Raw genomic sequence first — 23698 nt, 5'->3', positions numbered from 1 at the left:
CCCCGGCTCCCTCCCCGCCGTCCTCACCGCCCTCGAGGAGGACCACGAGTACCTCACCGCGGGCGGCGTCTTCACCCCGGACCTGATCGAGACCTGGATCGCCTACAAGCAGTCCGCCGAGATCGACCCGATCCGCCTGCGCCCCCACCCGCACGAGTTCGAGCTTTACTACGACATCTGATCAGTGTTCTGATCTGCAGGTTCCCATCAGGGTTGCACCGGGTCGGCCCGGTGCGACCCTGATGGTCTTCGGGCGCGCAGCCTCGCGGGCCGTACCGACCGCTCCCCCGCATCGGAAGCGGGCCGGAAGCGCGGCGGCGCTAGCGGCGGAAGCGGGGCGGGTGGTGCGCTAGAGGGCGAAGACCTCCTTCGCGACGCGGACGGGGTCCACGCGCTCGAGGTCCTCGGGGCGCAGGACGATGCGGAGCTGCGGGGCGACCGTGTCGTGTCGGCGGCAGCCGCGCAGGAAGGACTCGACGATCATGCCCAGCAGCTGCTCCTGGCGGAGCTCGGTGATGCGGGCCAGGCCTGAGCCGAGCAGGGGGACTGCGATCGGGAGCATGCGGCCGTATCGCGCGGCGCTCTCCCAGACCCGGTCCAGGGTGGCCGCCAGGTCGTCGCGGCTCGATCTCGCCACCAGATCGTTGTCTAGCCTGGAGTACGCGGCGGCATATATCAGGCGGCCGTCCAGGGGTACGGGGATGACCGTGCCTACGGGGTATCGCAGGAGTTTGCCGCGCGGCTTGGCGCTTCGGGACTCCATGCCCAGCGCGGGGACCGCTCGTAGGCCGCGGCGCAGCTCGCGGTCCAGTGCGGTCGTGTCGCCGCCGTACAGGCGGTCTACGAGCTGGCCTTGCACGCTTTCCCGGCTGATGACCCTGCTTTCCTTGGTCTCCACGTCGAAGGTGTCTGTGAAGCCGATGACCAGGCTCGCGTCCTTCTGGGCGAACAGGTCGCCCCGGACCAGCGCCACCTCGGTCCGCAGCTCCGGGAAGGCGCGGCGGAGCAGTTCGTCGCCGTGCCGGGCGCGCAGGCGTTCGTGAACCCCGGTCAGGGCCGCGGCGGCCTCGGCGTCGTCGGGGAACTCCTCTGCCAGCCTTCGAGCGAAGGGCAATGCGAGGTCATAGCGGCCGAACTCGCCGTGGATGCGGACGAGTTCGCGCAGGGCGGTCGCGTATTGCTCGCGCCATATCCGCACCAGGTTCTCGGCGTACGCCTCGTCGCCGGCTTGGGCGAGCGGCCTGCCGCGCCACAGCGCTACCGCCCGGGTCAGCCGGTCGGCGGACGCGGCTACGGCGCCGTGCATGGCGTCGGCGACGAGGGCGCCGAACTCCGCCGCGTCCAGGCTGTCGGGGCCGAGCACCAGCCGGTAGGCGCTCTCCCGTTCCGGTCCGCTGTAGAGCTCCTCGGTCCGCAATACGTCGTCGGCGGCTCCGGAGCGGGCCGGATCGAAGATCCCGCGCAGCTCGGAGATGCCCTTCTGCACCTGGTTGCGCCCGTTTCGCGACTCGTGCGGCCGATCCACTTCGCGCCACAGATCCCAGCGCAGCTGCTTCACTCCCACCGGGCGTCCTCCCGCGGCCACCAGCCGCATCAAGACGCGCAGTGCCCGGGGCGAGAGCTTCGCGACGCTCCCGTCCACCTCGACCTGCACGGGCCCCAACACGCTCACGCGGATGCGCGTCATGTCGAACCCTCTCCCACCACGTGCCGCGGACCTCTCCTTCCGCGGCGATCCACCAAGGGCACGGTAACTGATTACCCGTCGGCCGGCAGGCCGAAAGACGAGATGAGACCTAGATGTCACCGCTTCTCAGTGTTCTGCGGCAACCGGGGCAGGGCCGCCGCGCGCTGCGGCTCTTCTGCGGGACTCTGCTCGGCGCGTTCGGCGCGGTCTCGGCGGCGGTCCAGTTCGTGGGGCCGGCGGTGCCGGCGGCCTTCGCCGATCCGGGGCGGTGGACGCTGGCCGCTATCGGACCGTGCCTCGCATACGCCGCGATACGGGCGCGGCCGCGTACGCACGTGCGGCGCGAGTTCAGGTACCCGGGGATGACGGTGGTGGTGGAGCCGGGCGACCTCTTCGACCGGCCGGAGCATCTGGCGGTCGGCTTCTCCGACACCTTCTCCACGGACGTATGGCCGCACGGGCCGATCAGCCCGGCGTCCGTGCAGGGGCAGCTTCTCGCTCGCGTCTACGGGGGCGACGCGGCGAAGCTGAGTGCCGCGGTGACGTCGGCGCTGCGCGGGTCGCGGCCGGCGGGTTCCGCTCGCCGCAACCGTAGGCGTGCGGGCGGTACGGTGCGCTATCCGATCGGCACGGTCGCGGTCCTCGACGACGGACCGCGGCGGGTGTTCGCGGTGGCGTACAGCGCGGTGGGCGGCGACGGCGTGGCGCGGTCGAGCGTCGAGGACCTCTGGCTCGGGCTGAACCGGCTGTGGGACGCCGTCGACCGGCGCGGGCACCAGGACGCGCTCGCCATCCCGCTGCTGGGGGCGGGGCTGGCCCGGCTCGACTATCTGGAGGCGCAGGACATCCTCCGGCTGATCCTGCTGTCCTTCGTGGTGCGCTCGCGGGAGCGGCGGGTCTGCCGGGAGCTGCGGGTGCTGATCCGGCCCGAGGACCTGAACCGGATCGACCTGCCGAGCATCGCCGACTTCCTGCAGTCCCTCGGGGCGGCGGCCGACCGCTGAGGTCGCCCGCAGCCCCGAGGGACTGCCCCGCCGCCCGGTCAGACGACCGGCTTGCGGCGATAGGCCTTGAGGTTCTGGAACGGCTTCGGATCGAGCCAGGCCGAGCCCGCGTCGTCGACCGGCAGCCCGGCCTGCTGCAGCCGCCCCGCGACCTTCCGCAGAGCGTCGACGAGATTCGTCGACTGCTGGAAGCGGACCGAGTTGAACCCGCCCAGGTCGGCGATCGGCCGCAGCTCGCCGAACTCGAGGATCAGCGTGCGCTCGGGATAGACCCCGAGCACGATCCCGAGCTCCACCAGCACGTTCGGCCGCGGCTGCAGCGTCGGATGCAGTTCGAAGGCGTCTTCGCGCGGCTTACGCAGTTCCGGGTGCAGCATGACCGCGTCCTCGGGTGTGAGGATCACGACGGCCGCGGCGGCCAGCCGTGGAGCGTTGATGACGACGTCGCCCAGGATCGGCGTCATGCGCCCGTCCCGGCTGCCGCGCACCAGTTTCTCCCACTCCAGCGGCTTGAGGTCGAGATTGCGCAGCAGCTGGAAGACGGCGTTGTTGACGGCGGTGTCCCGGCCGTAGACCACGAAGATGCTGCGGTCCACGTCCGCCTGCTCGCGCCTCGCCTCCTCCAGCAGCGAAAGCCGCCTCGCATGCTCAGCGGCGGCCGTCTCGGGGCTCTCGGCCTGGTTGAAGGTCTGGCGCACGTTCGCGCCGCCCTGGTTGATGATGCCGTCGCCGCCGATGGAGGCGTTGCCGAAGGTGTTCTTGGCCATCGTCGGTCACGCCCCCCGCCCGCGGCCGAAGGACTGCCGGTTGCCGCGGCCGCCCTGGTTGATGACGCCGTTGCCGTGGATGATCGCGTCGCCGTAGTTGCGCGTCGACTTGTCCAGGATCGTGGTGCCGCGCTGGTCGTGGTCGAACACGTCGATGTTGTGCTCGATCAGGAAGTCGCGCATCACTTCGAGCAGGCGGCGCTGCACGATCTGCACGTACTTCGTGTGGTCGGCCTTCTGGAAGAAGTGGTGGTAGTCCGGCGAGGCCGCCAGCTCGCGCAGGCTCACCTTCGCGCCGGTGTCCACCAGATCGACCGCGTACCGGCCGAGGCGCAGGTCGCTGCCGTCGATCACGCCGACGAAGCCGATCGCCGCCCGGCCCAGGCGCCGGATCTGGGCCCAGGCCGCGCGCAGCGCGGCCCAGAAGGTGTTGTAGATCTGGCGCGGCAGGCTCAGCGGGATGTCGATCGCGATGCGCAGCAGCAGTTTGACGCCGAGCCGCTGCGGGAGCCGGTCGACGAGGTGGAAGCTCGCCTGCACCGGCGGCATCACGTGCGGGTAGAACTCGCTGTAGAGCGTGTTCCCGCGCACGTCGAAGCCGACGAAGATCGAGTTCACGACCTCCTGGTCCCAGGCGCCGACCCGGATGCACAGGTACTCGCGCGCGGCGTCGTACTGCTCGCGGTCCTCGAAGGGCCGGAAGGACCCGATCTCGCCGACCGTGGACGGCGGCAGCAGGAGCACGCCCCGCCAGCGCCAGAACAGCCGCTTCTTCGCCGGCAGCGAGCCCGCGCGGCTGTACCGGCGCCGCTCGACGACCAGGTTCTCGATCTGCTCGCCGTAGGGCGCGTCGTCGCGCAGCTCCGATTCGAGCCGCTGCGCGACGTATTCGGAGATCTCCTCCACGGTGAACGGGATCACCGGCGGCTGCTCGATCTCCTCTTCCTCGTCCTCCTCGTCCCTGAGATAGGCGCGCAGCGTAGGGTCGGTCTTCATCGGCAGCAGCAGCGCGGCGGCGGTCCAGTCGTCCTTGTCCCAGCCGGCGCCGACGAAGGGCCGGAAGCGCTCGCGCGCGAACATGATCTCCTGCTGTCCGCCCGCCTGCTGCAGCGCGATCTTCTCGACGAGCTCGGGGGTCAGCGCGCGGTCGGCCGGGAAGTCGTACTCGTAGTCGGCCGCCCCTGAGGTGCTCGGCGACGGCCGCGGGCTCAGCCACGTGATCAGCGCCTGCATCGTGGCGACTCGGCGCAGGAACGAGAACGCCCACGGCAGCCAGAGCGCGATCAGCACGGCGCTGACGCCGGGCAGCAGGCCCTTGCTCGCCAGAATCAGTGTGAGCAGCTCGCCGAGGAAGACCCCGGCGAGCTGCTTGCGGCGCAGGCTGCGCGCGGCCAGCGCGTGCGCGAGGACGGTCACCGCGTCATAGCCGTACGAGGGGGCGACGACCCGGTAGAAGTCCCTGACCAGCTCCCGTATCACCCCCGTGCGGAAGTCTTTCTCCAGGTACGCGCCCGCGCTCAGCAGCCGCGTCGCGTTGCTGTGGGCGTAGGGGCGCGGGACGCGTGCCATCCCCGCCGGGTTCGGCAGCGAGGAGTCGGATTCGTATCCGGGGATGCGCGTATCGGTCATCTCAGCTCACCTGCTGGAGATCGGCGCCGGTGATTTTTCCGCCGGTCACGGTGTATGTGCCTGAGTACGTGCTCTGGGTGCCGTCGGTGGAGATCGCGAGCAGTGAGACGCCCACGACGTCGCCGCTGACGCCGGTGATCGTGATGGTGTCGGACTGGGTTGTGCTGTAGCCGTTGGCGAAGTCCTGGTACGACTCGCCGTTCAGGTCCAGGCCGAGGGCGTAGGCGCCTTCGTAGTCGTGGTTGTTGATGTCGGCGTATGCGGCGAGGACCACGGCGGCCGGGCCGGTCGCGGTAGCCGAGGGCGACGCGGTCGCGGTGCCCGTCGCCGTCGAACTGCCGGTGTCTGTGGAGACCGCGGATGCGAAGTCCGTGGCGGACCCGTGGTCGGAGGCCGAGTCCGTCGACTCCACGAGGCCCGAGTCCGTGCTGTCGGTCGGGTACGACGCGGAAGATTCCGGATACGACTGCCCGACGGTCGGCGAGAGCCCGTACGGCGACTGGGACTGTCCGCCGTCGCCGCCCGAATTGGCCGCGGCGTCGGCCGCGAAGCCGGCGACGAGGAATACGGCCAGCGGGATCCCGGCGATGGCCAACGCCGCCGCCCGTCCGGTCGCGGGCGCCAGGAAGATGCCCACGGCCTTGCGTCCGGGTGGCCGAGCCGGGATCCCCACCGCCCCGGCTCGGCCTTGCGGCGGTTCTAGCGAAGAGGAACCGTGCACAGGTGTCGTCATGGGTTCATGCGACCAGCGCGGCCGTTCCCGGAAAAGCACCGTTGCGCTTCCGAAGCGCTTCCCAGCGCTCTCGGACGACTACGCGGCGAGCAGCGCCGGCATCTCGGGAGGCTCGGGTGCGGCGCCGGGGGCGGCGTTGGCGAGGGTCTCCTCGTACAGCCGGGCGAGTTTGCCGGCCTGGACGCGCGCGGTGAGCTTGGAGGCGCGCTCGCGGGCGACCGCGCCGAGCGCCTTGGCGCGCCGCGGGTCGTCGAGAAGCGCGCTGATCTTGGCGGCGAAGTCCTCCGCCGCGTTCGCGGCGTAGAGGCCGCTGACGCCGTCCTCGACGATCTGGCTGATGTTCCGGTCCACCATCACGATCGGCGTCCCGGCCCAGGCGGCCTCGTTGACGACGAGCGCTTGCGTGTCGGCGGTCGAGGGGAAGGCGAAGACCTCCGCGAGGCCGTAGTACGCGCCGAGCTCGGCGCGCGGCTTGCGGCCGGTGAAGGTGATCCGGCCGGCGCACGCGGTGGCCGCGGCCTGGTCGCGGAATCTGTTCTCCTCGTCACCGGGGCCGATCAGCATCAGGCGGGCCTTGGCGTTGCCGCGCGCGACGTGCGTGAACGCGTCGATCAGGACACCGAGGTTCTTCTCGCTGCCGATCCGGCCGACGTAGAGCACGACCTGCTCGTCGTCCGCGATGCCGTACTCGCGCCGCGCGGCCTCGATCTCGGCCGCGGTCGCCGGGATCTCGTCGACGCCGCTGGGCAGCGTGGCGATCCGGCTCGTGGTGTTCCAGCCGCCGAGCTGCGCGGTCATCTTGGCCGACGGCGTGATGACCAGGTCGCAGCTGTTGTGGATCAAGGTCATGCCGCGCTCGACGACCTTCTGGTTCCACCGGTCGATGCTGCGCTCCGGCCGCACGCAGGACCGCGAGATCCGCCGCTCGCCGGCGCCGCCGCCGGTGACGTACGGCGCCAGGATCGAGAGGGCGACCACGCCCGGGAGCACCCCGGGGTAGTGGGTGACGTACGCGTAGAGATCGGTGTGGTACGTCGTGACCAGCGGCAGATCGTGCCGGCGCGCGTAGTACGCGCCGAACAGGCCGATCTGGCCGGGGGTGTGGAAGTGGACGAGGTCCAGCTCCAGCTTGTCGACCTCGCGGCGGGTGCGCGGCGGGTAGAAGACGCTGCACCGGTAGTCGTCGAAGAAGAGGCCCTTGACGGCCGGGAAGCGGGTGACCCGCGGCGCCTGCTCGCAGTACCGCCGGTCCGGCTTGGGCGCGAAGATGTGAACCTCGTGCCCGAGATCCTCGAGTTCGCGCCGCGCGTCCTCCATGGAGCACGCGATTCCATCAGTGAATGGTAAGTAGCGGTCGCTGAAGAAACCGATGCGCACTCAAGGATCCTTTGTAGCCGATAGGGCGGAGTTGGACTGCGTGTGGCCCCGCACCCTACTTCAGTGTTAGGAAGATCGGGAAATAATCCGCGCATCCGGGCGTGTCGCATTAGCGCCCTGACGCGCGGCGATCATGAGCCCGGCGGCGAGAACGAAGGCCGCGACACCCAAGACGCCCACCGGCGACGCCGGGTTCCCGGCCAACGCCTCCAGCCCGATCAGGACCGGCGGGCAGGCGAACTCGCCGCCGAAGAACGCGGCCGTCCACAGGCCCGTGCCGCCGCCGCGACCGGCGTACCCGAGAGGCGAGGACGCGCCACGGGAAAGGACGGCGCTCGAGGGCCGCGGGCGCGGCGGACGGCGCGGCGGACGGCGCTGCGAAGCGGCGCGGTGCCGAAAAACACTGAGCAGAGCGTCGAAACGATCAACAGGCGTTTACGGCCGAGACGGTCGACGATCACTCCGGCGAAAGGTGCGAGAATCGCGAGAGCGAGCGCGGTAATGGTCAATACCAGTGGCGCGGGCCGCTTTCACCCCGGGCACGTCCGCGAAATGGTGCTGGATGATCTGCTCCGCCCGGTCCAGGGCGTGGACAAGCTGCGGCGAAGACCGTGGCCTGTCGGTCCCGGATGGCAGACTCGGGGACATGAGCGATAGCGAAGATCTTGCGAAGGCCACCGCCCAGCGCTACCTGGTCAACGCCCGTGAGGCGCTGCTCTGGAAGCTCGAGGGCCTCTCGCAGTACGACATGCGGCGGCCGCTGACGCCGACGGGGACGAACCTGCTCGGTCTGGTCAAGCACGTGGCGTGCGTGGGCGCGGGCTACTTCGGGTTCGTATTCGATCGGCCGTTCCCCGAGCCGCTGCCGTGGACCGACGAGGACGCGGAGAACAACGCCGACCTGTGGGTGCCGGCCGGGGAGTCGACGGAGATGATCCTGGAGCTGCACCGGCGCGCCTGGGAGCACGCCGACGCCACGATCGCCGCGCTGGACCTCGAGGCGCGCGGCACGGTGCCGTGGTGGCCCGAGGAGCGCAGGCACCCGACCCTGCAGCAGATGCTGATCCACGTGATCGCCGAGGTGAACCGGCACGCCGGGCATGCCGACATCCTGCGCGAGCGGATCGACGACTCCGCGGGCCTGACCGCGCGCAGCTCCAACCTCCCGGAGCACGACGCGGACTGGTGGCGGGGATACGTCGCGCGCATCGAGGAGGCCGCGCGGGAGGTCCAGGGCCGGGGGTAACAGGCTGTCACGTCCGGGGAATGTAACAATCCTCATTAATGAGGTTCACGGAGTACGCGATGTGAGTACCCTGCGGACTGAAGTTGAAGTCCACAGGTTTCCGGTTGGGGGATCGTTGTCTCATTTCCGTCGCCTCGCGGCGGCCGGCGTATCGCTGGCCTGCGCGGGCATCTTCCTCGGGGCACCCGCGCAGGCCGCCACGGCGCAGCACGCGTCGTCGGCCGCCGGCTCCGGCCGCACGGTGGCCAAGGCCGCCGGCAGCTCCGCCGCGTCGGGTTACAAGTCGTTCAGCTCGACCGCCAAGGCGGCCGGGCACACCACGGTCGGCAAGCGCGCCGTGCTGGCCTCCAGCACCGCCAAGGCCACCGCCGGCACCACCCCGATCATCTACGTCGAGCCGGACCTCACGCCGTGCACCTCGGAGCTCGGCCTCGGCACGGCGGACGACCCGTACTGCCTGCTGCAGTCGGCCGTGAACGCGGCCGTGTCGGGCGACACGATCGAGGTCTACAACAACTACGCTGACGATTACGAGTACAACGAGTCCATCTCGATCAGCGGCAAGTCCAACCTGACGATCGTCGGCGAGGGCAGCGGCGTCGGCGACTCGCGGAGCCAGGGCTACTACGGGCTCGACATCTCGAACTCGACCGGCATCACCATCCGCAACCTGGCGCTGCGGACGAACGCCGCGACGACGGCGACGGTGTACAGCTCCAGCAACGTCACGCTCGACCAGGACAGCCTGGTCGACGAGAACCAGCTCAACACGCTGAACATCATGAACTCGACGAACGTCGCGGTCACCCGCTCGACGCTCGCCAGCACCACCACCGGCGACGCGATCGACGTCGAGACGGGCAACCAGAACGTGACGCTCGCCTCCGACGTCATCTACACCTTGAACGGCACCGGCATCGCGGCCGACGCGGCCAAGGGCCTGGACATCGTCGGCGACACCATCCAGCGCAGCTGCCCCAGCGCCGTGAACGTCACCGCGACCTCTACGTCCGTCTCGATCGAGAACAACGTGATCGAGGCCCCGTCGGCGTCGGCGTGCACCACGTACTCTCCGGACGTCACGGTCGACTCGACCTCGGTCGCCGGGACGACGACCGACTACAACGACTTCATCTTCGACGCGGAAAGCACCGCGGCGTACTCCTGGAGCGGTACGACCTACGCGACTCTCGCGGCGTTCCAGACCGCCGTGTCGCAGGGCGCTCACGACGCGGTCGACCCGACGCGGGACGCGGAGATGTTCCTCTCCCCCGGCAACATGAGCGGCACGCCGGTCGTCGACGCCGCTCCGACCAGCACCTCGCTGTCGGTCGGAACCGCGAACACCTCGGCGCCGGGTTATCTGACCACTGACTTCAACGGCCGCAGCTCGTACGCCGACCGCGGCGCGCTGAAGTACGTGGCGCCCTCGTTGACAGCCGCGCTGACGGTGTACCAGGACAGCGCGCGCGTCATGTACGCCGACCCGGACGCGTCGGTCCAGCGGGACGCGTACGCGACGTACACGTACAACTGGGGTGACGGCTCGGCGACCACCGCGGCGTCGACCACCGGCAACCAGATGTACACGTACACGAGCCCCGGCATCTACAACGTCACGGTCACCGTCACGGACGCCTTCGGCGACACCTCGTCGGCGACCGTCAGCGCGGAGACCGCGGGCTCCGACTACACGCCGGTCGGACCGGTCCGGGTGCTCGACACGCGCAAGGGCACCGGCACCAACGGCGTCATCGCCTCGCTCGGCAGCGGCAAGACGCTGACGCTCGCGATCGGCGGCGTCGGCTCGGTTCCGTCCACGGCGACCGCCGTCGCGCTGAACATCACGGTCACCGACGCCAAGGGGCACGGCTTCATCACCGCCTACGAGGCCGGCGCATCCGTGCCGATCTCGTCGAACGTGAACTTCGGGGTCGGGCAGACCGTCGCGAACATGGCGATCGTGCCGATCGGCACCAACGGCGACATCAAGCTCTACAACGGCGGCACCGGGTCCGTGGACCTGGTCGCCGACGAGGCCGGCTACTTCGCCCCGGCGCAGGCCGACGGCTTCGCCTCGATGCCCGCTCCGGTCCGGCTGCTCGACACGCGCACCACGACCGGCGGTCACCACGCGCCGCTCACCGAGTCCGACCCGGTCAAGCTGAAGGTCGCGGGCGTCGGCGGGGTGCCGGCGGACGTCAAGGCGGTGGCGGTGAACCTGACCGTCGCCTCGCCGACCGGCGCCGGATACATCCGGGCGTACCCGGACAACGGCACGGTGCCGGGCGTGTCCAACGTCAACTTCACCGCCAACCAGGTCATCGCCAACGCGGCGATCGTTCCGGTCGGCGCCGACGGCTACATCGACGTGGTGCTGACCGGCGGCGGCTCGCTGCGGATGATCGTGGACGTGAACGGCTACTTCACCGCGAACATGTCCGAGTCCGTCTCGTCGTACGAGCCGGTGACCCCGTTCCGCTACCTCGACACCCGGCAGATCACGGGCGGCGCGCTGCCCTCCGGTTACTACTACTACCTGCCGCTCGGCACCGACTTCTGGGGCAACGTGGAGCCCCTGATCACCGGTGTGGTGACCAACGCGACGGTGACCGCGCCGACGGCGGTCAACGGAGACCTGATCGTGTTCCCGGACAACAAGGGATCGAACGGGTACCCGGTGATCCCGACCACCTCGACGCTCAACTTCGTCAAGGGGGCGACGGTGCCGAACCTGTCCATCAGCGCGCCGGGCAGCGACGGCGACATCGACTACTACAACCAGAGCGCCGGCAGCCTCCAGCTGATCGTCGACGTGTCCGGGTTCTTCCAGAGCTCCTGATCTCTACTCGGCGCGATCCGGGATGACCGGCAGGCCGCGCTCGTCGAGCGGCCAGAACGGGTTGTGGGCGACCTCCCAGAGGTTGCCCTCCGGATCCGCGAAATAGCCGGAGTAGCCGCCCCAGAAGACCTTCTGGGGCGGCTTCACCATGCTGCCGCCGGACTCGACCGCGTGCGCCAGCGCCGCATCGACCTCCTCCGGCGTGGCGACGTTGATCGCGAGGGTGGAGCGGGTGCGGAACTGCCCGGTGCCGCGGTCGATCGGGACCATCGCGTCGGCCGCGAGGTCCGCCTCCGGGTAGAGCGAGAGCAGCGCCCCGGCCAGCCGGAAGAAGCTCACGCCCTCGTCGGCGGGCAGCACCTGCGGCCAGCCGAGCCGCGCGTAGAACTCGGTGAGGGTCTGCAGATTCGCGCAGCCCAGGGTGACCAGGCTGATGCGGGCGGGGACGGCGGGCGGGGTTGCGTGGCGATCTGACATGCCCTCAGACTAAGCCGGGGGGCCGACAGAATCCGGCTGCGCGAACGAGAGGTATTCCGGAGCCACGTGCTCGGTGAGCCAGACTCCGTTGGTGCTGCGGAAGAACGCGCGGCCGTCGGCGCGCATCCGGGCCGCCGCGACGACGAGCACGACGGGCTTGCCGTGCCGCGATCCGACCTTCACCGCGGTCTCCACATCCACCGACAGGTGCACGTGGTGGCGGCCGCCGGGCAGCAGTCCCTCGGCGAAGATCGAGTCCAGCGAACGCGTCGCGGTGCCGTGGAAGAGCGTCTCCGGCGGATCCTGCGGCTCGTAGCCGAGATCGACCGGCACGCTGTGGCCCTGGCTCGCGCGGATCCGCGCCCCGGACTCGTCGTACTCGAAGCGCTTCTTGTTGTTGTGCTCGACCACGAAGTCGAGCCGGGCGCGGTCGATCCGGCGGCCGCGGCGCTTGAGCGCGGCGAGCAGCACGTCGACGTCGACCCATCCGGCGGCGTCGAGGGTGACGCCGATCTTGCCGGGATCGTGGCGCAGGACGCCGGCGAGGAACTTGGAGTCCTTGACGGCGTCCGCCTCGGCGAGCTGGTCCATGCGCCGCATGGTAGCCAGCCGGCGGGTCCGCTGTCAGGCGGATTTGCCCGGCGGGCGTCAGACGATGTGCCAGGCGATCAGGTAGGAGTGGATCGCGTCCGCGACCATCTGCACGGCGATCGCGGCGAGCAGCAGACCGGCGATCCGGGTGACGAGCGTGACCCCGGAGTCCTTGATCACCCGGATCACGTAGACCGAGTAACGCATCGTCAGCCAGATCACGATGTGGGTGGCGACGATCGCGGCGGCCACCGCGATCAGGTCCCCGGCCCGGTGGATCTGCTGCACGAACACGATCACGGCGACGATCGCGCCTGGGCCGGCCAGCAGCGGCGTGCCCAGCGGGACGAGCGCGACGTTGACGTCGGTGGTCTCCGAGGGCTCGTCCGCGTTGCCGGTGAGCAGCTGCAGCGCGACCAGCAGGAGCAGCAGTCCGCCGGACGCCTCCAGCGCCTCGACGTTGATGCCCAGGTACCGCAGGATCTGCTGGCCGAAGGCCGCGAAGCAGGTGATCACGCCGAGGGAGACGGCCGAGGCCTGCAGCGCCAGCGAGCGCCGGTCCCGCTTCGAGCGGCCCGAGGTCAGCGCCAGGAAGATCGGCACGGTCCCGGGCGGGTCCATGATGACCAGCAGCGTGATGAAGCTGGTGCCGAACAGCGTCGCGTTGAACATGAGGGCCTTTACTCGAATGGGCGGAGGTCCGCCCAGTGTACGAGTGCTCAGGCGTACTCGGGCAAGAGCGCGGCGAAAGCCTCCGGGTCGGTGCCGCAGACACGGTCCGAGCACGCCGAGCCCGACGGTCTCCCGCGGCCCCTAGGCGTACTCGGGCAAGAGCGCGGCGAAAGCCTCCGGGTCCGTCGTGCACTGGCCGAGCACGACGGTCTTGCGCGAGCCGTGGTAGTCGCTGGATCCGGTGGCCACGATGTTCAGGTCGCGGGCCAGGGCCCGCATGCGCTCGCGGGTCGGCTCGTCGTGGTCCGGGTGGTCCGCCTCCAGGCCGTGCAGGCCGGCGTCGGCGAGCATCGCGATCTGCGCCTCGGTCACTATCCGGCCGCGCTTGGCGGCCGCCGGGTGCGCGAAGACGGTCGTGCCGCCCGCGTCGCGCACCAGCCGGATCGCGTGCACCGGGTCGAGGGCGTACTTCTCCACGTAGGCGCGGCCGCCGTCGGCGAGCCAGAGGCTGGAGAAGGCCGCGTCCACGCTCGGCACCACGCCGGCCTCGACCAGCGCGCTCGCCACGTGCGGCCGGCCGATCGCGGCGCCGCGGGCGATCCGCTGCACCTGCTCCCAGGTGATCGGCGCGCCGAGCTCCCGGCAGCGCTCGGTGATCAGCTCGGCGCGGTGCTCCCGGTCGTCGCGCAGCAGCGCGCGCTCGGCGGCGAACTCCGGGGCGCCGCGGTCGAAGCCGTAGGCCAGCAGGTGGACCTGGATGCCGCCCTTGCCGCCGAAGCGGCAGGAGATCTCGGCGCCGGGCACCACGCGCACGCCGTAGCGCTCCCCCGCCGAGGCCGCCGCGTCCCAGCCGGCCGTTGTGTCGTGGTCGGTCAGCGCGATCACGCCGAGCCCGGCGCGCGCGGCGTTGGCGAGCAGTTCCGACGGCGTGTCCGTACCGTCAGAACAGCTGCTGTGCGTGTGCAGGTCGATCCGCATTGGCCCAGGTTACCGGGAGTCCGACGACCTCTCACGTCGGTGCCTGGCGACCGGGCGGAGATCAGCCGAAGAACCGCGGCGAAAGGGTGCCGAGCGGCAGGTGCGGTATCTCGGCGAGCGCGTCCCGCAGGTCGGTGAGCACGACGTCGTCGTAGAGCATCGCGCCGTCGATGGCGGGCCAGAGCACCAGCCACAGCCACATCCCGCGCGCCTCGCCGACGAACACCGCGCGGTCGCCGGTGCCGGGCACGGCCCACATGGGGGTGGGCCGGCCGGCCGCGAAGACCTTGGCGTGGGCCGCGGTGTCCTCGAAGATCGGTCCCGGGTCGGGTCCGGGCAGCCCGGCGAAGCGGGCGCCGATGCCGATGCCCATCTCCTCGGCGATCAGCAGCAGGTCGCCCTCGCCGCCGAAGGGCGAGGGCCCGCTGATCGCGACGACCGTGGCCCGCGCGCCGTCGAGCCGGTCGCCGACGTAGGCCAGGCCGGAGAAGCGCCACTGGCCGGGCAGCGGCCAGGGCAGCCACAGCGGCACCTGGGAGTGCGCGATGACGGCGGCCAGCCCCTCGTGCTCCGGCGCGAGCACCGGCTGCACCGGGTGGACGGCGCCGTGCACCTCGCAGTGCCACAGGTCCACCGCGCCGCCGCCGAACGGGAGCGCCGCCGCGGGCAGCGTGGCGAGGTCCTCGGGAACCGTGTCCGGCACCATTCCCGCCAGCGAGTCGGGGACGACCGGCAGATGCGCCGTGGCGTCTCCGGGAGCATGGACGCGGTTCCCGCACCGCGGGCAACTGGGCTCGCCCTTCATGGTACGAACGGTCTCCCGTCCGGGTGCCTTCCGTCAAGCTCCCGTCACCCGTCAGTGGCGCTCCGGGCTGCCCGAACATCCGTTTCGGCGGGTTATCCGGCGGTCTCGGCCGGCTTCTTCGGGACCATCACCTTGCGTCGGAAGACGCACACCACGGTGCCGTCCTGATTCAGGCCGCGCGTCTCGACGTAGACCACGCCGCGGTCCGGCTTCGATCTGGACTCGGTCTTGTCGAGCACGGTGGTCTCGCCGTAGATCGTGTCGCCGTGGAAGGTCGGGGCGACGTGCCGGAGGGATTCGACCTCGAGGTTGGCGATGGCCTTCCCGGAGACGTCCGGCACCGACATGCCGAGCAGCAGCGAGTAGATGTAGTTGCCCACCACGACGTTCTTCTTGAACTCGGTGCTGGTCTCGGCGTAGTGCGCGTCGAGGTGCAGCGGGTGGTGGTTCATGGTGATCAGGCAGAAGAGGTGGTCGTCGTATTCGGTGACCGTCTTGCCGGGCCAGTGCTTGTAGACGGCACCGATTTCGAACTCTTCGAAGTAGCGGCCGAACTGCATGCGGGTCAGCTCCTGAAGGGTCGGAGGTGTGTTCCGCTCATCCTGCCGCAAGAAGTTACCGCTGGGTAGGTGCCGTCACTCACACGCCGCGCGAGCCCGCCGCAGAGCGCCCGCCGCACAGCGCTCGGCCGCACTGCGCGCCGCCGCACGGCTTTCGGCGGACGGGCGACGCGCGGCGCGGGGCACCGGAATCGCTCAGGCCTCCTGCGCCTCGGGTTCCGGCTCGGACTCCGGCTCGAACTCGGGCTGGCCGGGCTTCGGGTACTCCTCGTCCTCGCCGCCGAAGCCGATGTCGGCGATCTCCGGCGCGAGCCAGTGCGCGAGGCGGTCGAGCACCTCCTCCTCGAGCAGGTCGGCGACGGTCAGCACGTAGGCCACGTCGCCGGCGGCGGAGGCCGCGTGGCTCAGGGCCGAGTCCTTCTCCCAGGTGCCGTAGGTGGCGGCGCGCGCGTACCCGCGGGCCAGCCGGGCGGCGCCGGAGCGGCCGGAGTCGCCGATCGCGCTGTCGGCGGCGGCCAGCGCGTCGAACTTGTCCTTCGCGAAGCCGAGGCCGGCCGCGTCGATCCGGCGCCCGATCTTGTCCAGCTGCTCGCGCTTGAGCCCGGCGAGGGCGTACAGCAGGCCGAGCACCCGGCGGCCGCTGGGGCCGTAGGCCCACCACGCGGGCACCTCGGCGGTGGCCAGGAACTCGCGGGTGACGATCGCCTGGGCGCCGACCGAGGAGACCGGCACGTAGTGCTCGGGCGCGGGCACGGCCTGGAGCTGGAAGAGCCGGAAGGCGCCGTCCACGCCGAGGGTGAGGGTCATGTCGTCGGCGATGCCGAGGCCGGTCTGCGCGGGCTCCGGATGCAGCAGCAGGCCGTAGGGCTCGCGCTCGGCGTCCGGCGCGGGCTGCTCGTCCGAGCCGGGCGCGGTCTCGACGATGAACTGGGTGATGCCGCGCTCCAGCGCGGCGGCGAGGTCCACCACCTGCCGGTCCGGGCCGATCTGCCGGGTGCCGTCCATGCGGGCGATCACGTAATACGTTGCCATCGGAGTGTTCTGGCCCTCCCTGGTTCCTAGCGTCGCTCGCATTCGGGGACACCTGTGCCGTGCGGCGACCGGTGGTTCGCCGACCCCAATCCTGCCGCATCGGGCCGGGCTGCGTCAGGTGGTCCGCGGGACCGGTCCGCGCGTCGAGTCTAGTCGAGCGACGCCAAGAGCTCGCGAACGGTTTCCGCGACCGCGTCCGGCCGGTCGAACGGGACGTAGTGCGCGCTGTCCGCGAGCTCGATGAGCCTGCCCCGCTCAGAGAGCTCCGCCAGCTGGCGCTGCCGGGCGAGCCAGCTCTCGTTGCGCTGGCTGACCCTGCCGGCCGCGAACGGGAGCGCGCGCACCGCCGGAGTGCTGCCGAAGGCCGCGATCACCCGCAGCGGCGGCTCCTGCGGGAAGGGCTTCTCGCAGCGCAGTTCCAGCAACTGCGCGGCGAGCGCGTCGTACGTCGCGTTCTCCAGCAGCGCGCTCGTCAGCAGCCTGCCGGAGGCCGCGGTGGCCGCGACGTCGGCGGGATCGGCGAGGTCTGATCCGCCGTTGCGGGAGAGCCGGATCGCCAGGGCCCGCAGACGCGGCATGGCGAGCCCGGCGAGGCCGGTGCGCCCCGCGAGTTCACCGACCGTCCGCCACTGCGCCAGACGCCGTTGTGCGGCCGTTTCGGGCTCGGGGCCGGCCGCCTCCGGCTCGGCGGATGCGTCGACGAGCACGACGCCGGCCGTCAGCTCCGGGAAGAGCCGCGCGAACGCCTCGACGTGGAAGCCCGCGAGCGAGTGGCCGACGACCACGGCGGGGCCGGCCGGCGGCGCGTCCGGCGCCAGCACGCCGGGCGTCGTCAGCAGGGCCCTGATCCGGTCCGCCTCGCCGGCCAGCGTGGGCGGCAGCGCGGCGGGCTCGGACCAGCCGAGCCCCGGCCGGTCGAAGCGCAGCACGGGGGCGAGCCCGGCGATCAGCGGCACGACGCGGTCCCAGTCGTACCAGGCGCCGCCGAGGCCGGAGCTGAGCACGACCGGCGGCACGCCGGCCGGCCCGGGCTCGACGACGACGTGCGTGGCCGAGCCGGCCAGTCGGACCAGGCGGCCGGGGATCCGCGGCGAGTCGCTCATGCACCGCAGACTAACCCCGCGGCGCCGGGGCTACCGCAGCTTGTACTCCTCGAGGATGCGGCGGCCGATGATCATCTTCTGGATCTCGGCGGTGCCCTCGCCGATCAGCAGCATCGGCGCCTCGCGGTACAGGCGCTCGATCTCGTACTCCTTCGAGTAGCCGTAGCCGCCGTGGATCCGGAAGGAGTCCTCGACGACCTCCTTGCAGTACTCGGCCGCGAGGAACTTGGCCATGCCCGCCTCGAGGTCGTTGCGCTGCCCCGAGTCCTTGACCCGCGCGGCGCGCACCATCATCTGGTGCGCCGCCTCGACCTTCGTGGCCATCTCGGCGAGCTTGAACTGGATCGCCTGGTGCTGCGCGATCGGCTTGCCGAAGGTGGCGCGCTGCTGCGCGTAGGCGATGCCGAGCTCGAAGGCGCGCAGCGCGATGCCGCAGGCGCGGGCCGCGACGTTGACCCGGCCGACCTCGACGCCGTCCATCATGTGCGCGAAGCCGCGCCCTGGCGCGCCGCCGAGCACCCGGTCGGCTCCTACGCGCACGTTGTCCAGCACCAGCTCGGTGGTGTCGACGCCCTTGTACCCCATCTTCGCGATCTTGCCGGGCACGGTCAGGCCGGGCCGGGTCTCGCCGAAGCCCGGCTCCTTCTCGATCAGGAAGGTCGTCAGGTTCTTGTAGGGGGTGTCCGCACCCTCGTCGGTCTTCGCCAGCAGCGCGACCAGGTTCGAGGTGCCGCCGTTGGTCAGCCACATCTTCTGACCGGTGATCAGGTAGTCCTCGCCGTCGCGCACACCCTTGGTGGTGATCGCGGCGACGTCGGAGCCGAGCGCGGGCTCGGACATCGAGAACGCCGCGCGCACCTCGCCCTCGGCCATCTTCGGCAGGAAGTACGCCTGCTGCTCCGGGGTGCCGTGCTGCTTGATCATGTACGCGACGATGAAGTGCGTGTTCAAGATGCCGGATACGGACATCCAGCCGCGGGCGATCTCCTCCACGACGAGCGCGTAGGTCAGCAGCGACTCGCCGAGCCCGCCGTGCTCCTCCGGGATCATCAGGCCGAACAGGCCGAGCTCGGCCATCCCCTTGACGATCTCGGCCGGGTACTCGTCGGCGTGCTCCAGCTCCGTGGCCACCGGGATGATCTCCCGTTCCACGAAGGTGTGCACGGTGGCGAGGATCTCCTGCTGGATCTCGGTCAGTCCCTCGGTCCGGGCGAGGCGTGCCATGCGGTGACTCCCTTGTCGATGCTCCCGCTCCCAGAGGATGCGGGGCTGATGGTTACCGGTCAGTATCCACAGTCGGCCGCGGGCTGGAAAGAGGGGCGGACGCCATTCTTTGCCCGGTCCTCGACGAGCTCAACGCAAAACCGGCGGCCGCATCACGGGCACGACGGTGATCAACTCGCCCAGCCCGGCGAAGTCGTCCGGGTTCGTCGTGAACAGCGGCAGCGACTCGACCAATGCCACGGCCGCGATCTGCTGAACCGCCATCCGGCGGCGAGGACTGCGGCCGATCGCGGCCACGGCGGCGACCACGCGACCATACGCACGCGCGGCGTCCGCCCCGAAAGGGATGGGATCGAACTCGGCTTCGACACGTTGCAGCACCTCGATGCGGCGGGCACGCTCCGCCGCCTCGTCGTACCCCGGACTCTCCGCGGCAGCGCGCACCAGATGCGGACCCGCCGACAACTCGGCGAGCGTCACGGAACTGATCGCCATCTCGTCCGGCAGTTCCTCCGGATCGATCCACTCGCGCAGGATGATGATGTTCGTGTCCAGTAATCCCTGCGGATGGCGTCTAACGCTCATACGGATCGTCTTGGTACTCGTCGAGCACGGCTTCCTGGTCAGCGCGGAACGCCTCCAGATCGACGGGAGGAGCGTTGCGCGACATCGCTGCGAACTCGGCGCGTGAGACGAAGCGGCGGTGCCGACGGATCGGGATCAGCTCCCCGATCTGATGCCCGTTCCGGGTCACCGTGAAGGCGCGCCCGTGTGCCACCGCATCCATGATCTCTTTCGACCGGTTCCGCAGATCCCGTTGGGTGACCTCTGGCTGAAGGCTCATATCAAAAGGTAGCACCGGGTGCCACCGAGCGGCACCCGGTCACACGTCCGCTACGCCTGCGGCGGCTCGAACTTGGACGTGCGGGTGTAGCCGGCGGCCCGGCCCTTGCCCGCGATGACCAGTGCCATCTTCCGGGAGGCCTCGTCGATCATCTCGTCGCCGAGCATCGCGGAGCCCTTCTTGCCGCCCGCCTCCGAGGTGCACCACTCGTAGGCGTCGAGGATCAGCTCGGCGTGGTCGTAGTCCTCCTGCGTCGGCGCGAACAGCTCGTTGGCGATGGCGATCTGGTCCGGGTGCAGCACCCACTTGCCGTCGAAGCCCAGCGCGGCGGAGCGGCCGGCCACCTTGCGGAAGCCCTCGGGGTTGCGCACCTGCAGGTAGGGGCCGTCGATCGCCTGCACGTCGTTCGCCCGCGCGGCCATCAGGATGCGCATCAGGATGTAGTGGTACGCGTCGCCGACGTCGTAGAGCGGCGGCTGCTCGCCGACGACGAGGGACTTCATGTTGATCGAGGCCATGAAGTCGGCCGGGCCGAAGATGATGGTCTCGATGCGCGGGGAGGCGGCGCCGATGGCGTCGACGTTGACCAGGCCCTTGGCGTTCTCGATCTGCGCCTCGATGCCGATCCGGCCGACCTCGTAGCCCATCGTCTTCTCGATCTGGGTGAGCAGCAGGTCCAGCCAGACAACCTGCCCGGCGTCCTGCACCTTCGGCAGCATGATGCAGTCCAGGTTGGCGCCGGCGCCCTCGACCACGGTGACCACGTCGCGGTAGGTCCAGTGCGTCGTCAGGTCGTTCACCCGCACGGTGCGGGTCTTGCCGCCCCAGTCGCCGTTGTTGAGCGCGTCCACGATCTTGAGCCGGGCGCCCTCCTTCTCCAGCGGCGCGCAGGCGTCCTCGAGGTCGAGGAAGACCTGGTCGGCGGGCAGCGACTGGGCCTTTTCCAGGAAGCGCGGGTTCGAGCCCGGCACGGCGAGGCAGGAGCGGCGCGGGCGGTTCTGTTGCGGCATGGGTGGTTCCTTCCCGAGGAGGGTTCGGACCGTCGTTTCTGTGAGGTTACCCGCCGGTAGCAGGGTCCGCTTCGTGATGCGCGCCACTCGCCGTGCCTACCGCGACGAGTCCGGCGAGGATCAGCACCGCGCCCGGCAGCGCCCAGATGCTCGGCACCTGCCCGAGCCAGACGGCCGCGAGCAGCGCGGCGATCGGCACCTCGAGCAGGATGACGACGGATACGACGGTCGCGCTCGTCGTCTTCAGCGCGCGGTTGAACATGGTGTGGCCGAGCAACTGCGCGCCGGCCGTGAGCGCGAGGATCTTCAGCCACGCGTTCGAGCCGAAGCCGAGCAGGTGCTGGCCGCCGACGGCGGCGATCAGCGCGAGCGTGCACGAGGCGGTGCCGTAGCACACGGTCGCGTACGGCGTCAGCGACACCGTTTGGCGCACCTTGGAGCCGAGCGTCATATAGATCGCCGCGAGAACGGCCGCGGCGAGCGCCAGCAGATCGCCGAGGAACGCGTGCAGCGAGAGCCTCAGGTCGACGCCGGAGAGCGCGACGACGCCGAGCACCGAGACCAGGATGCCGGTCCACGCGCGCCGGGCCACGTGCTCGCCGCGCAGCCGGGCGATCAGCGCCGCGAAGATCGGCTGCGTCGCCGCGAACGCCGTGGCCGAGGCGACCGACGTCATCGTCAGGCTGGGCGTCCAGGTGGAGAAGTGCAGGCCGAGGCAGAGGCCCGAGGCCAGCGCGAGCAGCCACTGCCCGCGGCTGAGCGAGCGCAGCTCCGCGCGGTGGCGCAGCAGCGCGTAGGGCGCGAGCACGGCGGCGCCGATCGCGTTGCGCCAGAACGCGATCGCGAGCGAGGGCGCGCGGGTGGCGGCGATGAGCGGCCCCGAGGTGCCGACGCCGAGGACCCCGACGACGAGTGTCGGGACGTCCGCCCTGGCGGGGCGGTGCACCGCAGAGGGCGCGGATATCGGGGCGGCGGGCGCGGTCGTGGTCAGGGGTAGCTCCAGCGGGGACCTGTGACGGTGGGGATGCCACCAGGGTACAAGCGGATCCGGCGGATACCACGTGACCCGCGAACTTCTACAAGCCGTCCCACTGACAGGCGCCGCAGAGCACTGTGGGAAAGTCTTTGACCATGACCCCGCCGCAGTCCCCGGCTCCGCTCTCACACGGTGCCGCAGCCACGCTCTCCCTGCCCGACTTCTCGCTCGTCGAGGAGGCCTGTAAGAAGTCGAGCCTGCTGTGGATCGCCGTGCCCGGGCTGCGCGACCGCGCGGTGTGGCACGTCTGGCAGGAGCACGAGGGCCGCGGCGCGGTGTACCTGGTCACCGGCGGCGGCGAGCAGAACGTGCCGGGCCTGTCCGACGGCCAGCTGGTGCGGGTCACCGTGCGCTCCAAGGACAAGGGCGGCCGGCTGGCCACCTGGTCCGGGCTGGTCGGCCGGGTGCTGCCGGACACCGCCGAGTGGGCCGAGGTCGTCCCCACGCTGCACGGCAAGCGGCTGAACGCGCACGACGGCGAGGGCCAGCCGGAGCGCTGGGCCGAGCGGTCCGCGATCTTCCGGATCGCACCGCAGGGGCCGCTGCTCGAGGGCCCGGGACGCTACGCGCGCGGCAGCGGGGCCGCGGCCGTGCAGTCCGGCCCGGCCACGACCGTGACCCGCCGCGTTCGCTGAGAGTTCACCCCCGGCGGCCCACCGTGGCCACGGATTGCCCGACATGCCGCGGTACCCATAGCCTGAGCGCAGGAGCAGGCGTGGGACCAGCACGGTTCCCGGGCGAAAGGCATGTGGGTGGCGAAGATCGGGTCTACCAAGGCGAACGCCCGGATCTTCGTGTCGCATCTGGCCGGCAAGGCGGTCTTCGACCAGGACGGCGACCAGGTCGGCCGGGTCCGCGACGTCATCGTGCAGCTTCCGCTGGAGGCGCACGAGCGCCCGCGGGTGCTCGGCCTGGTCGCCGAGGTCACCGGCAAGCGGCGGATCTTCCTGCCCATCACCCGGGTCACCGCGATTGAGAACGGCCAGGTCATCTCGTCCGGCCTGATCAACATGCGGCGGTTCCAGCAGCGCCCGAACGAGACGCTGGTGCTGGCGGAGCTGCTCGACCGCCGGGTGCGGCTGCTCTCCCGCGACGAGGGCAAGGACGAGGTCCAGGTCAAGGACGTCGCCATCGAGCAGACCGGCCCCGGCGACTGGGAGGTCGTCAAGGTCTTCGTGCAGTACCCGGGCAAGGGCCTGCGGCGCCGCGGCGAGAGCGTCATCGTGGACTGGGAGTCGCTGAGCGGGTTCGGCGCGCCCGAGCCCGGCCAGCAGGAGGCCGCCGCGCTGCTGGCCACCTTCGACCAGATGCGCCCGGCCGACGTCGCCCGCGCCGTGCACGAGCTCAACCCGCGGCGCCGCAGCGAGGTCATCGCCGCCCTCGACGACGAGCGGCTGGCCGACGTGCTCGAGGAGCTGCCCGAGGGCGACCAGCTGGAGATCCTGGCGCGGCTCGAGGTGGAGCGCGCGGCCGACGTGCTCGAGGAGATGGACCCGGACGACGCGGCGGACCTGCTCGGCGACCTGCCGGCGGAGGAGGCCGAGCGGCTGCTCGAGCTGATGGAGCCGGACGAGGCGGCCCCGGTCCGGCGGCTGCTGAGCTACTCGGACGACGTGGCCGGCGGCCTGATGACCAGCGAGCCGATCATCCTGCCGCCGGACGCGACGGTGGCCGAGGCGCTGGCCAGGATCCGCACGCCCGAGCTCTCCCCCGCGCTGGCCAGCCAGGTCTACGTGTGCCGCGCCCCGCTGGAGACGCCCACCGGCCGCTACCTCGGCACCGTGCACTTCCAACGATTGCTGCGCGAGCCCCCCTCGACGCTGGTGAGCGCGGCGGTGGACACCGGCATCGAGGCGCTGCGCGCCGAGCAGCCGCTGCACGAGGTCACCTCGTTCATGGCGACGTACAACCTGGTCGCGGCGGCCGTGGTGGACCAGGCCGGGCACCTGCTCGGCGCGATCACCGTCGACGACGTGCTCGACCACGTGCTGCCCGCCGACTGGCGGCACCGCGAACTGCACCACGAGGACAGTGAGGAGGTTCAGCCGTGACCGCGCAGGAGAACGAGCGCACGCACCGGC

Annotated in this window: 23 protein-coding genes and 2 pseudogenes; 6 read left to right on the top strand and 19 right to left on the bottom strand. The window is 70.8% G+C overall.

Features of this window, described 5'->3' with window-relative positions:
• Nucleotides 1-181: pseudogene (locus KDK95_RS17410) on the top strand (type I glutamate--ammonia ligase); the annotation flags it as partial.
• A gap of 168 nt (nucleotides 182-349) precedes the next feature.
• Here the strand turns inward: KDK95_RS17410 and KDK95_RS17405 are convergent.
• Complete coding sequence (locus tag KDK95_RS17405; RefSeq protein WP_212519241.1) at nucleotides 350-1687, bottom strand: AfsR/SARP family transcriptional regulator; 1338 nt, start codon at nucleotides 1685-1687, stop codon at nucleotides 350-352.
• A gap of 113 nt (nucleotides 1688-1800) precedes the next feature.
• Here KDK95_RS17405 and KDK95_RS17400 point away from each other — a divergent pair, with 113 nt between their 5' ends.
• On the top strand, nucleotides 1801-2691 hold the full coding sequence (locus KDK95_RS17400; RefSeq protein ID WP_212519240.1) for a macro domain-containing protein: 891 nt from the start codon (nucleotides 1801-1803) through the stop codon (nucleotides 2689-2691).
• 38 nt (nucleotides 2692-2729) lie between these two features.
• Here KDK95_RS17400 and KDK95_RS17395 read toward each other — a convergent pair whose 3' ends face one another.
• The 5 genes and pseudogenes from KDK95_RS17395 to KDK95_RS38260 form a co-directional block, all read right to left on the bottom strand.
• Entirely contained in the window at nucleotides 2730-3458 is a 729-nt protein-coding gene (locus tag KDK95_RS17395) for a TIR domain-containing protein (protein ID WP_212519239.1), read from the bottom strand.
• A gap of 6 nt (nucleotides 3459-3464) precedes the next feature.
• A complete protein-coding gene (locus KDK95_RS17390; RefSeq protein WP_212519238.1) occupies nucleotides 3465-5087 on the bottom strand; it encodes an AbeC-like domain-containing protein in 1623 nt (540 codons plus the stop codon).
• 1 nt (nucleotide 5088) lies between these two features.
• Complete coding sequence (locus KDK95_RS17385) at nucleotides 5089-5724, bottom strand: hypothetical protein (RefSeq protein WP_212519237.1); 636 nt, start codon at nucleotides 5722-5724, stop codon at nucleotides 5089-5091.
• A 174-nt stretch (nucleotides 5725-5898) separates the two neighbouring features.
• Nucleotides 5899-7197 (bottom strand): glycosyltransferase, encoded by a 1299-nt coding sequence (locus KDK95_RS37745; protein ID WP_307844424.1) that lies wholly within the window; start codon nucleotides 7195-7197, stop codon nucleotides 5899-5901.
• Between the two features lie 380 nt (nucleotides 7198-7577).
• A pseudogene (locus tag KDK95_RS38260) lies at nucleotides 7578-7761 on the bottom strand (MFS transporter); the annotation flags it as partial.
• Nucleotides 7762-7843: 82 nt separating this feature from the next.
• On the opposite strand from KDK95_RS38260, the gene KDK95_RS17375 reads away from it, so the two are divergent.
• Both KDK95_RS17375 and KDK95_RS17370 read left to right on the top strand, forming a co-directional pair.
• Nucleotides 7844-8443 carry a DinB family protein gene (locus tag KDK95_RS17375; protein ID WP_212519235.1) on the top strand — a complete coding sequence of 200 codons (600 nt, stop codon included), beginning with the start codon at nucleotides 7844-7846 and terminating at the stop codon, nucleotides 8441-8443.
• Nucleotides 8444-8558: 115 nt separating this feature from the next.
• The gene (locus KDK95_RS17370; RefSeq protein ID WP_212519234.1) at nucleotides 8559-11285 is read left to right on the top strand and encodes a PKD domain-containing protein; all 2727 of its coding nucleotides are present in this window, start codon (nucleotides 8559-8561) and stop codon (nucleotides 11283-11285) included.
• Nucleotides 11286-11288: 3 nt separating this feature from the next.
• Here KDK95_RS17370 and KDK95_RS17365 read toward each other — a convergent pair whose 3' ends face one another.
• The 13 genes from KDK95_RS17365 to KDK95_RS17305 all read right to left on the bottom strand — a co-directional run bounded on the left by KDK95_RS17365 (nucleotide 11289) and on the right by KDK95_RS17305 (nucleotide 21527).
• Nucleotides 11289-11762, bottom strand: coding sequence for a VOC family protein (locus KDK95_RS17365; RefSeq protein ID WP_212519233.1), 474 nt, complete (start codon nucleotides 11760-11762; stop codon nucleotides 11289-11291).
• A gap of 9 nt (nucleotides 11763-11771) precedes the next feature.
• Nucleotides 11772-12362, bottom strand: a complete 591-nt coding sequence (locus KDK95_RS17360; RefSeq protein ID WP_372463338.1) for an RNA 2'-phosphotransferase — start codon at nucleotides 12360-12362, stop codon at nucleotides 11772-11774.
• 48 nt (nucleotides 12363-12410) lie between these two features.
• A complete protein-coding gene (locus KDK95_RS17355) occupies nucleotides 12411-13025 on the bottom strand; it encodes a MarC family protein (RefSeq protein WP_212519231.1) in 615 nt (204 codons plus the stop codon).
• A gap of 141 nt (nucleotides 13026-13166) precedes the next feature.
• The gene (locus tag KDK95_RS17350) at nucleotides 13167-14003 is read right to left on the bottom strand and encodes a PHP domain-containing protein (protein WP_212519230.1); all 837 of its coding nucleotides are present in this window, start codon (nucleotides 14001-14003) and stop codon (nucleotides 13167-13169) included.
• 61 nt (nucleotides 14004-14064) lie between these two features.
• Nucleotides 14065-14808 (bottom strand): DUF6758 family protein, encoded by a 744-nt coding sequence (locus KDK95_RS17345; protein WP_212519229.1) that lies wholly within the window; start codon nucleotides 14806-14808, stop codon nucleotides 14065-14067.
• A 92-nt stretch (nucleotides 14809-14900) separates the two neighbouring features.
• Complete coding sequence (locus KDK95_RS17340; RefSeq protein ID WP_212519228.1) at nucleotides 14901-15368, bottom strand: MaoC family dehydratase; 468 nt, start codon at nucleotides 15366-15368, stop codon at nucleotides 14901-14903.
• A gap of 195 nt (nucleotides 15369-15563) precedes the next feature.
• Complete coding sequence (locus KDK95_RS17335) at nucleotides 15564-16400, bottom strand: hypothetical protein (RefSeq protein ID WP_212519227.1); 837 nt, start codon at nucleotides 16398-16400, stop codon at nucleotides 15564-15566.
• Nucleotides 16401-16549: 149 nt separating this feature from the next.
• A complete protein-coding gene (locus KDK95_RS17330) occupies nucleotides 16550-17503 on the bottom strand; it encodes an alpha/beta fold hydrolase (RefSeq protein WP_212519226.1) in 954 nt (317 codons plus the stop codon).
• A gap of 30 nt (nucleotides 17504-17533) precedes the next feature.
• Nucleotides 17534-18727: an acyl-CoA dehydrogenase family protein gene (locus KDK95_RS17325; RefSeq protein ID WP_212519225.1), complete on the bottom strand. Its 1194-nt coding sequence runs from the start codon at nucleotides 18725-18727 to the stop codon at nucleotides 17534-17536.
• Between the two features lie 129 nt (nucleotides 18728-18856).
• Complete coding sequence (locus KDK95_RS17320; protein WP_212519224.1) at nucleotides 18857-19312, bottom strand: type II toxin-antitoxin system VapC family toxin; 456 nt, start codon at nucleotides 19310-19312, stop codon at nucleotides 18857-18859.
• Nucleotides 19302-19571, bottom strand: a complete 270-nt coding sequence (locus tag KDK95_RS17315) for a type II toxin-antitoxin system Phd/YefM family antitoxin (RefSeq protein ID WP_212519223.1) — start codon at nucleotides 19569-19571, stop codon at nucleotides 19302-19304. The genes KDK95_RS17320 and KDK95_RS17315 overlap by 11 nt, the downstream gene beginning before the upstream one ends.
• Nucleotides 19572-19621: 50 nt before the next feature.
• Nucleotides 19622-20581: an HpcH/HpaI aldolase/citrate lyase family protein gene (locus tag KDK95_RS17310; RefSeq protein WP_212519222.1), complete on the bottom strand. Its 960-nt coding sequence runs from the start codon at nucleotides 20579-20581 to the stop codon at nucleotides 19622-19624.
• Nucleotides 20582-20627: 46 nt separating this feature from the next.
• The gene (locus KDK95_RS17305; protein ID WP_212519221.1) at nucleotides 20628-21527 is read right to left on the bottom strand and encodes a DMT family transporter; all 900 of its coding nucleotides are present in this window, start codon (nucleotides 21525-21527) and stop codon (nucleotides 20628-20630) included.
• 185 nt (nucleotides 21528-21712) lie between these two features.
• On the opposite strand from KDK95_RS17305, the gene KDK95_RS17300 reads away from it, so the two are divergent.
• Both KDK95_RS17300 and KDK95_RS17295 read left to right on the top strand, forming a co-directional pair.
• Entirely contained in the window at nucleotides 21713-22252 is a 540-nt protein-coding gene (locus KDK95_RS17300) for a hypothetical protein (RefSeq protein WP_212519220.1), read from the top strand.
• Nucleotides 22253-22369: 117 nt separating this feature from the next.
• Nucleotides 22370-23668 (top strand): magnesium transporter MgtE N-terminal domain-containing protein, encoded by a 1299-nt coding sequence (locus KDK95_RS17295; RefSeq protein ID WP_307844422.1) that lies wholly within the window; start codon nucleotides 22370-22372, stop codon nucleotides 23666-23668.
• Nucleotides 23669-23698: the final 30 nt, after the last annotated feature.

Source organism: Actinospica acidithermotolerans, assembly GCF_018139625.1.
In the GTDB taxonomy this organism is placed as follows: domain Bacteria; phylum Actinomycetota; class Actinomycetes; order Streptomycetales; family Catenulisporaceae; genus Actinospica; species Actinospica acidithermotolerans.
This window is presented reverse-complemented; position numbering and strand designations above follow the sequence as displayed.

Coding starts and splice junctions, on each gene's coding strand:
- KDK95_RS17405 (WP_212519241.1), bottom strand. CDS start 1,687: ATGACGCGCATCCGCGTGAGCGTGTTGGGGCCCGTGCAGGTCGAGGTG.
- KDK95_RS17400 (WP_212519240.1), top strand. CDS start 1,801: ATGTCACCGCTTCTCAGTGTTCTGCGGCAACCGGGGCAGGGCCGCCGC.
- KDK95_RS17395 (WP_212519239.1), bottom strand. CDS start 3,458: ATGGCCAAGAACACCTTCGGCAACGCCTCCATCGGCGGCGACGGCATC.
- KDK95_RS17390 (WP_212519238.1), bottom strand. CDS start 5,087: ATGACCGATACGCGCATCCCCGGATACGAATCCGACTCCTCGCTGCCG.
- KDK95_RS17375 (WP_212519235.1), top strand. CDS start 7,844: ATGAGCGATAGCGAAGATCTTGCGAAGGCCACCGCCCAGCGCTACCTG.
- KDK95_RS17365 (WP_212519233.1), bottom strand. CDS start 11,762: ATGTCAGATCGCCACGCAACCCCGCCCGCCGTCCCCGCCCGCATCAGC.
- KDK95_RS17360 (WP_372463338.1), bottom strand. CDS start 12,362: ATGCGGCGCATGGACCAGCTCGCCGAGGCGGACGCCGTCAAGGACTCC.
- KDK95_RS17355 (WP_212519231.1), bottom strand. CDS start 13,025: ATGTTCAACGCGACGCTGTTCGGCACCAGCTTCATCACGCTGCTGGTC.
- KDK95_RS17350 (WP_212519230.1), bottom strand. CDS start 14,003: ATGCGGATCGACCTGCACACGCACAGCAGCTGTTCTGACGGTACGGAC.
- KDK95_RS17345 (WP_212519229.1), bottom strand. CDS start 14,808: ATGAAGGGCGAGCCCAGTTGCCCGCGGTGCGGGAACCGCGTCCATGCT.
- KDK95_RS17340 (WP_212519228.1), bottom strand. CDS start 15,368: ATGCAGTTCGGCCGCTACTTCGAAGAGTTCGAAATCGGTGCCGTCTAC.
- KDK95_RS17335 (WP_212519227.1), bottom strand. CDS start 16,400: ATGGCAACGTATTACGTGATCGCCCGCATGGACGGCACCCGGCAGATC.
- KDK95_RS17330 (WP_212519226.1), bottom strand. CDS start 17,503: ATGAGCGACTCGCCGCGGATCCCCGGCCGCCTGGTCCGACTGGCCGGC.
- KDK95_RS17325 (WP_212519225.1), bottom strand. CDS start 18,727: ATGGCACGCCTCGCCCGGACCGAGGGACTGACCGAGATCCAGCAGGAG.
- KDK95_RS17320 (WP_212519224.1), bottom strand. CDS start 19,312: ATGAGCGTTAGACGCCATCCGCAGGGATTACTGGACACGAACATCATC.
- KDK95_RS17315 (WP_212519223.1), bottom strand. CDS start 19,571: ATGAGCCTTCAGCCAGAGGTCACCCAACGGGATCTGCGGAACCGGTCG.
- KDK95_RS17310 (WP_212519222.1), bottom strand. CDS start 20,581: ATGCCGCAACAGAACCGCCCGCGCCGCTCCTGCCTCGCCGTGCCGGGC.
- KDK95_RS17300 (WP_212519220.1), top strand. CDS start 21,713: ATGACCCCGCCGCAGTCCCCGGCTCCGCTCTCACACGGTGCCGCAGCC.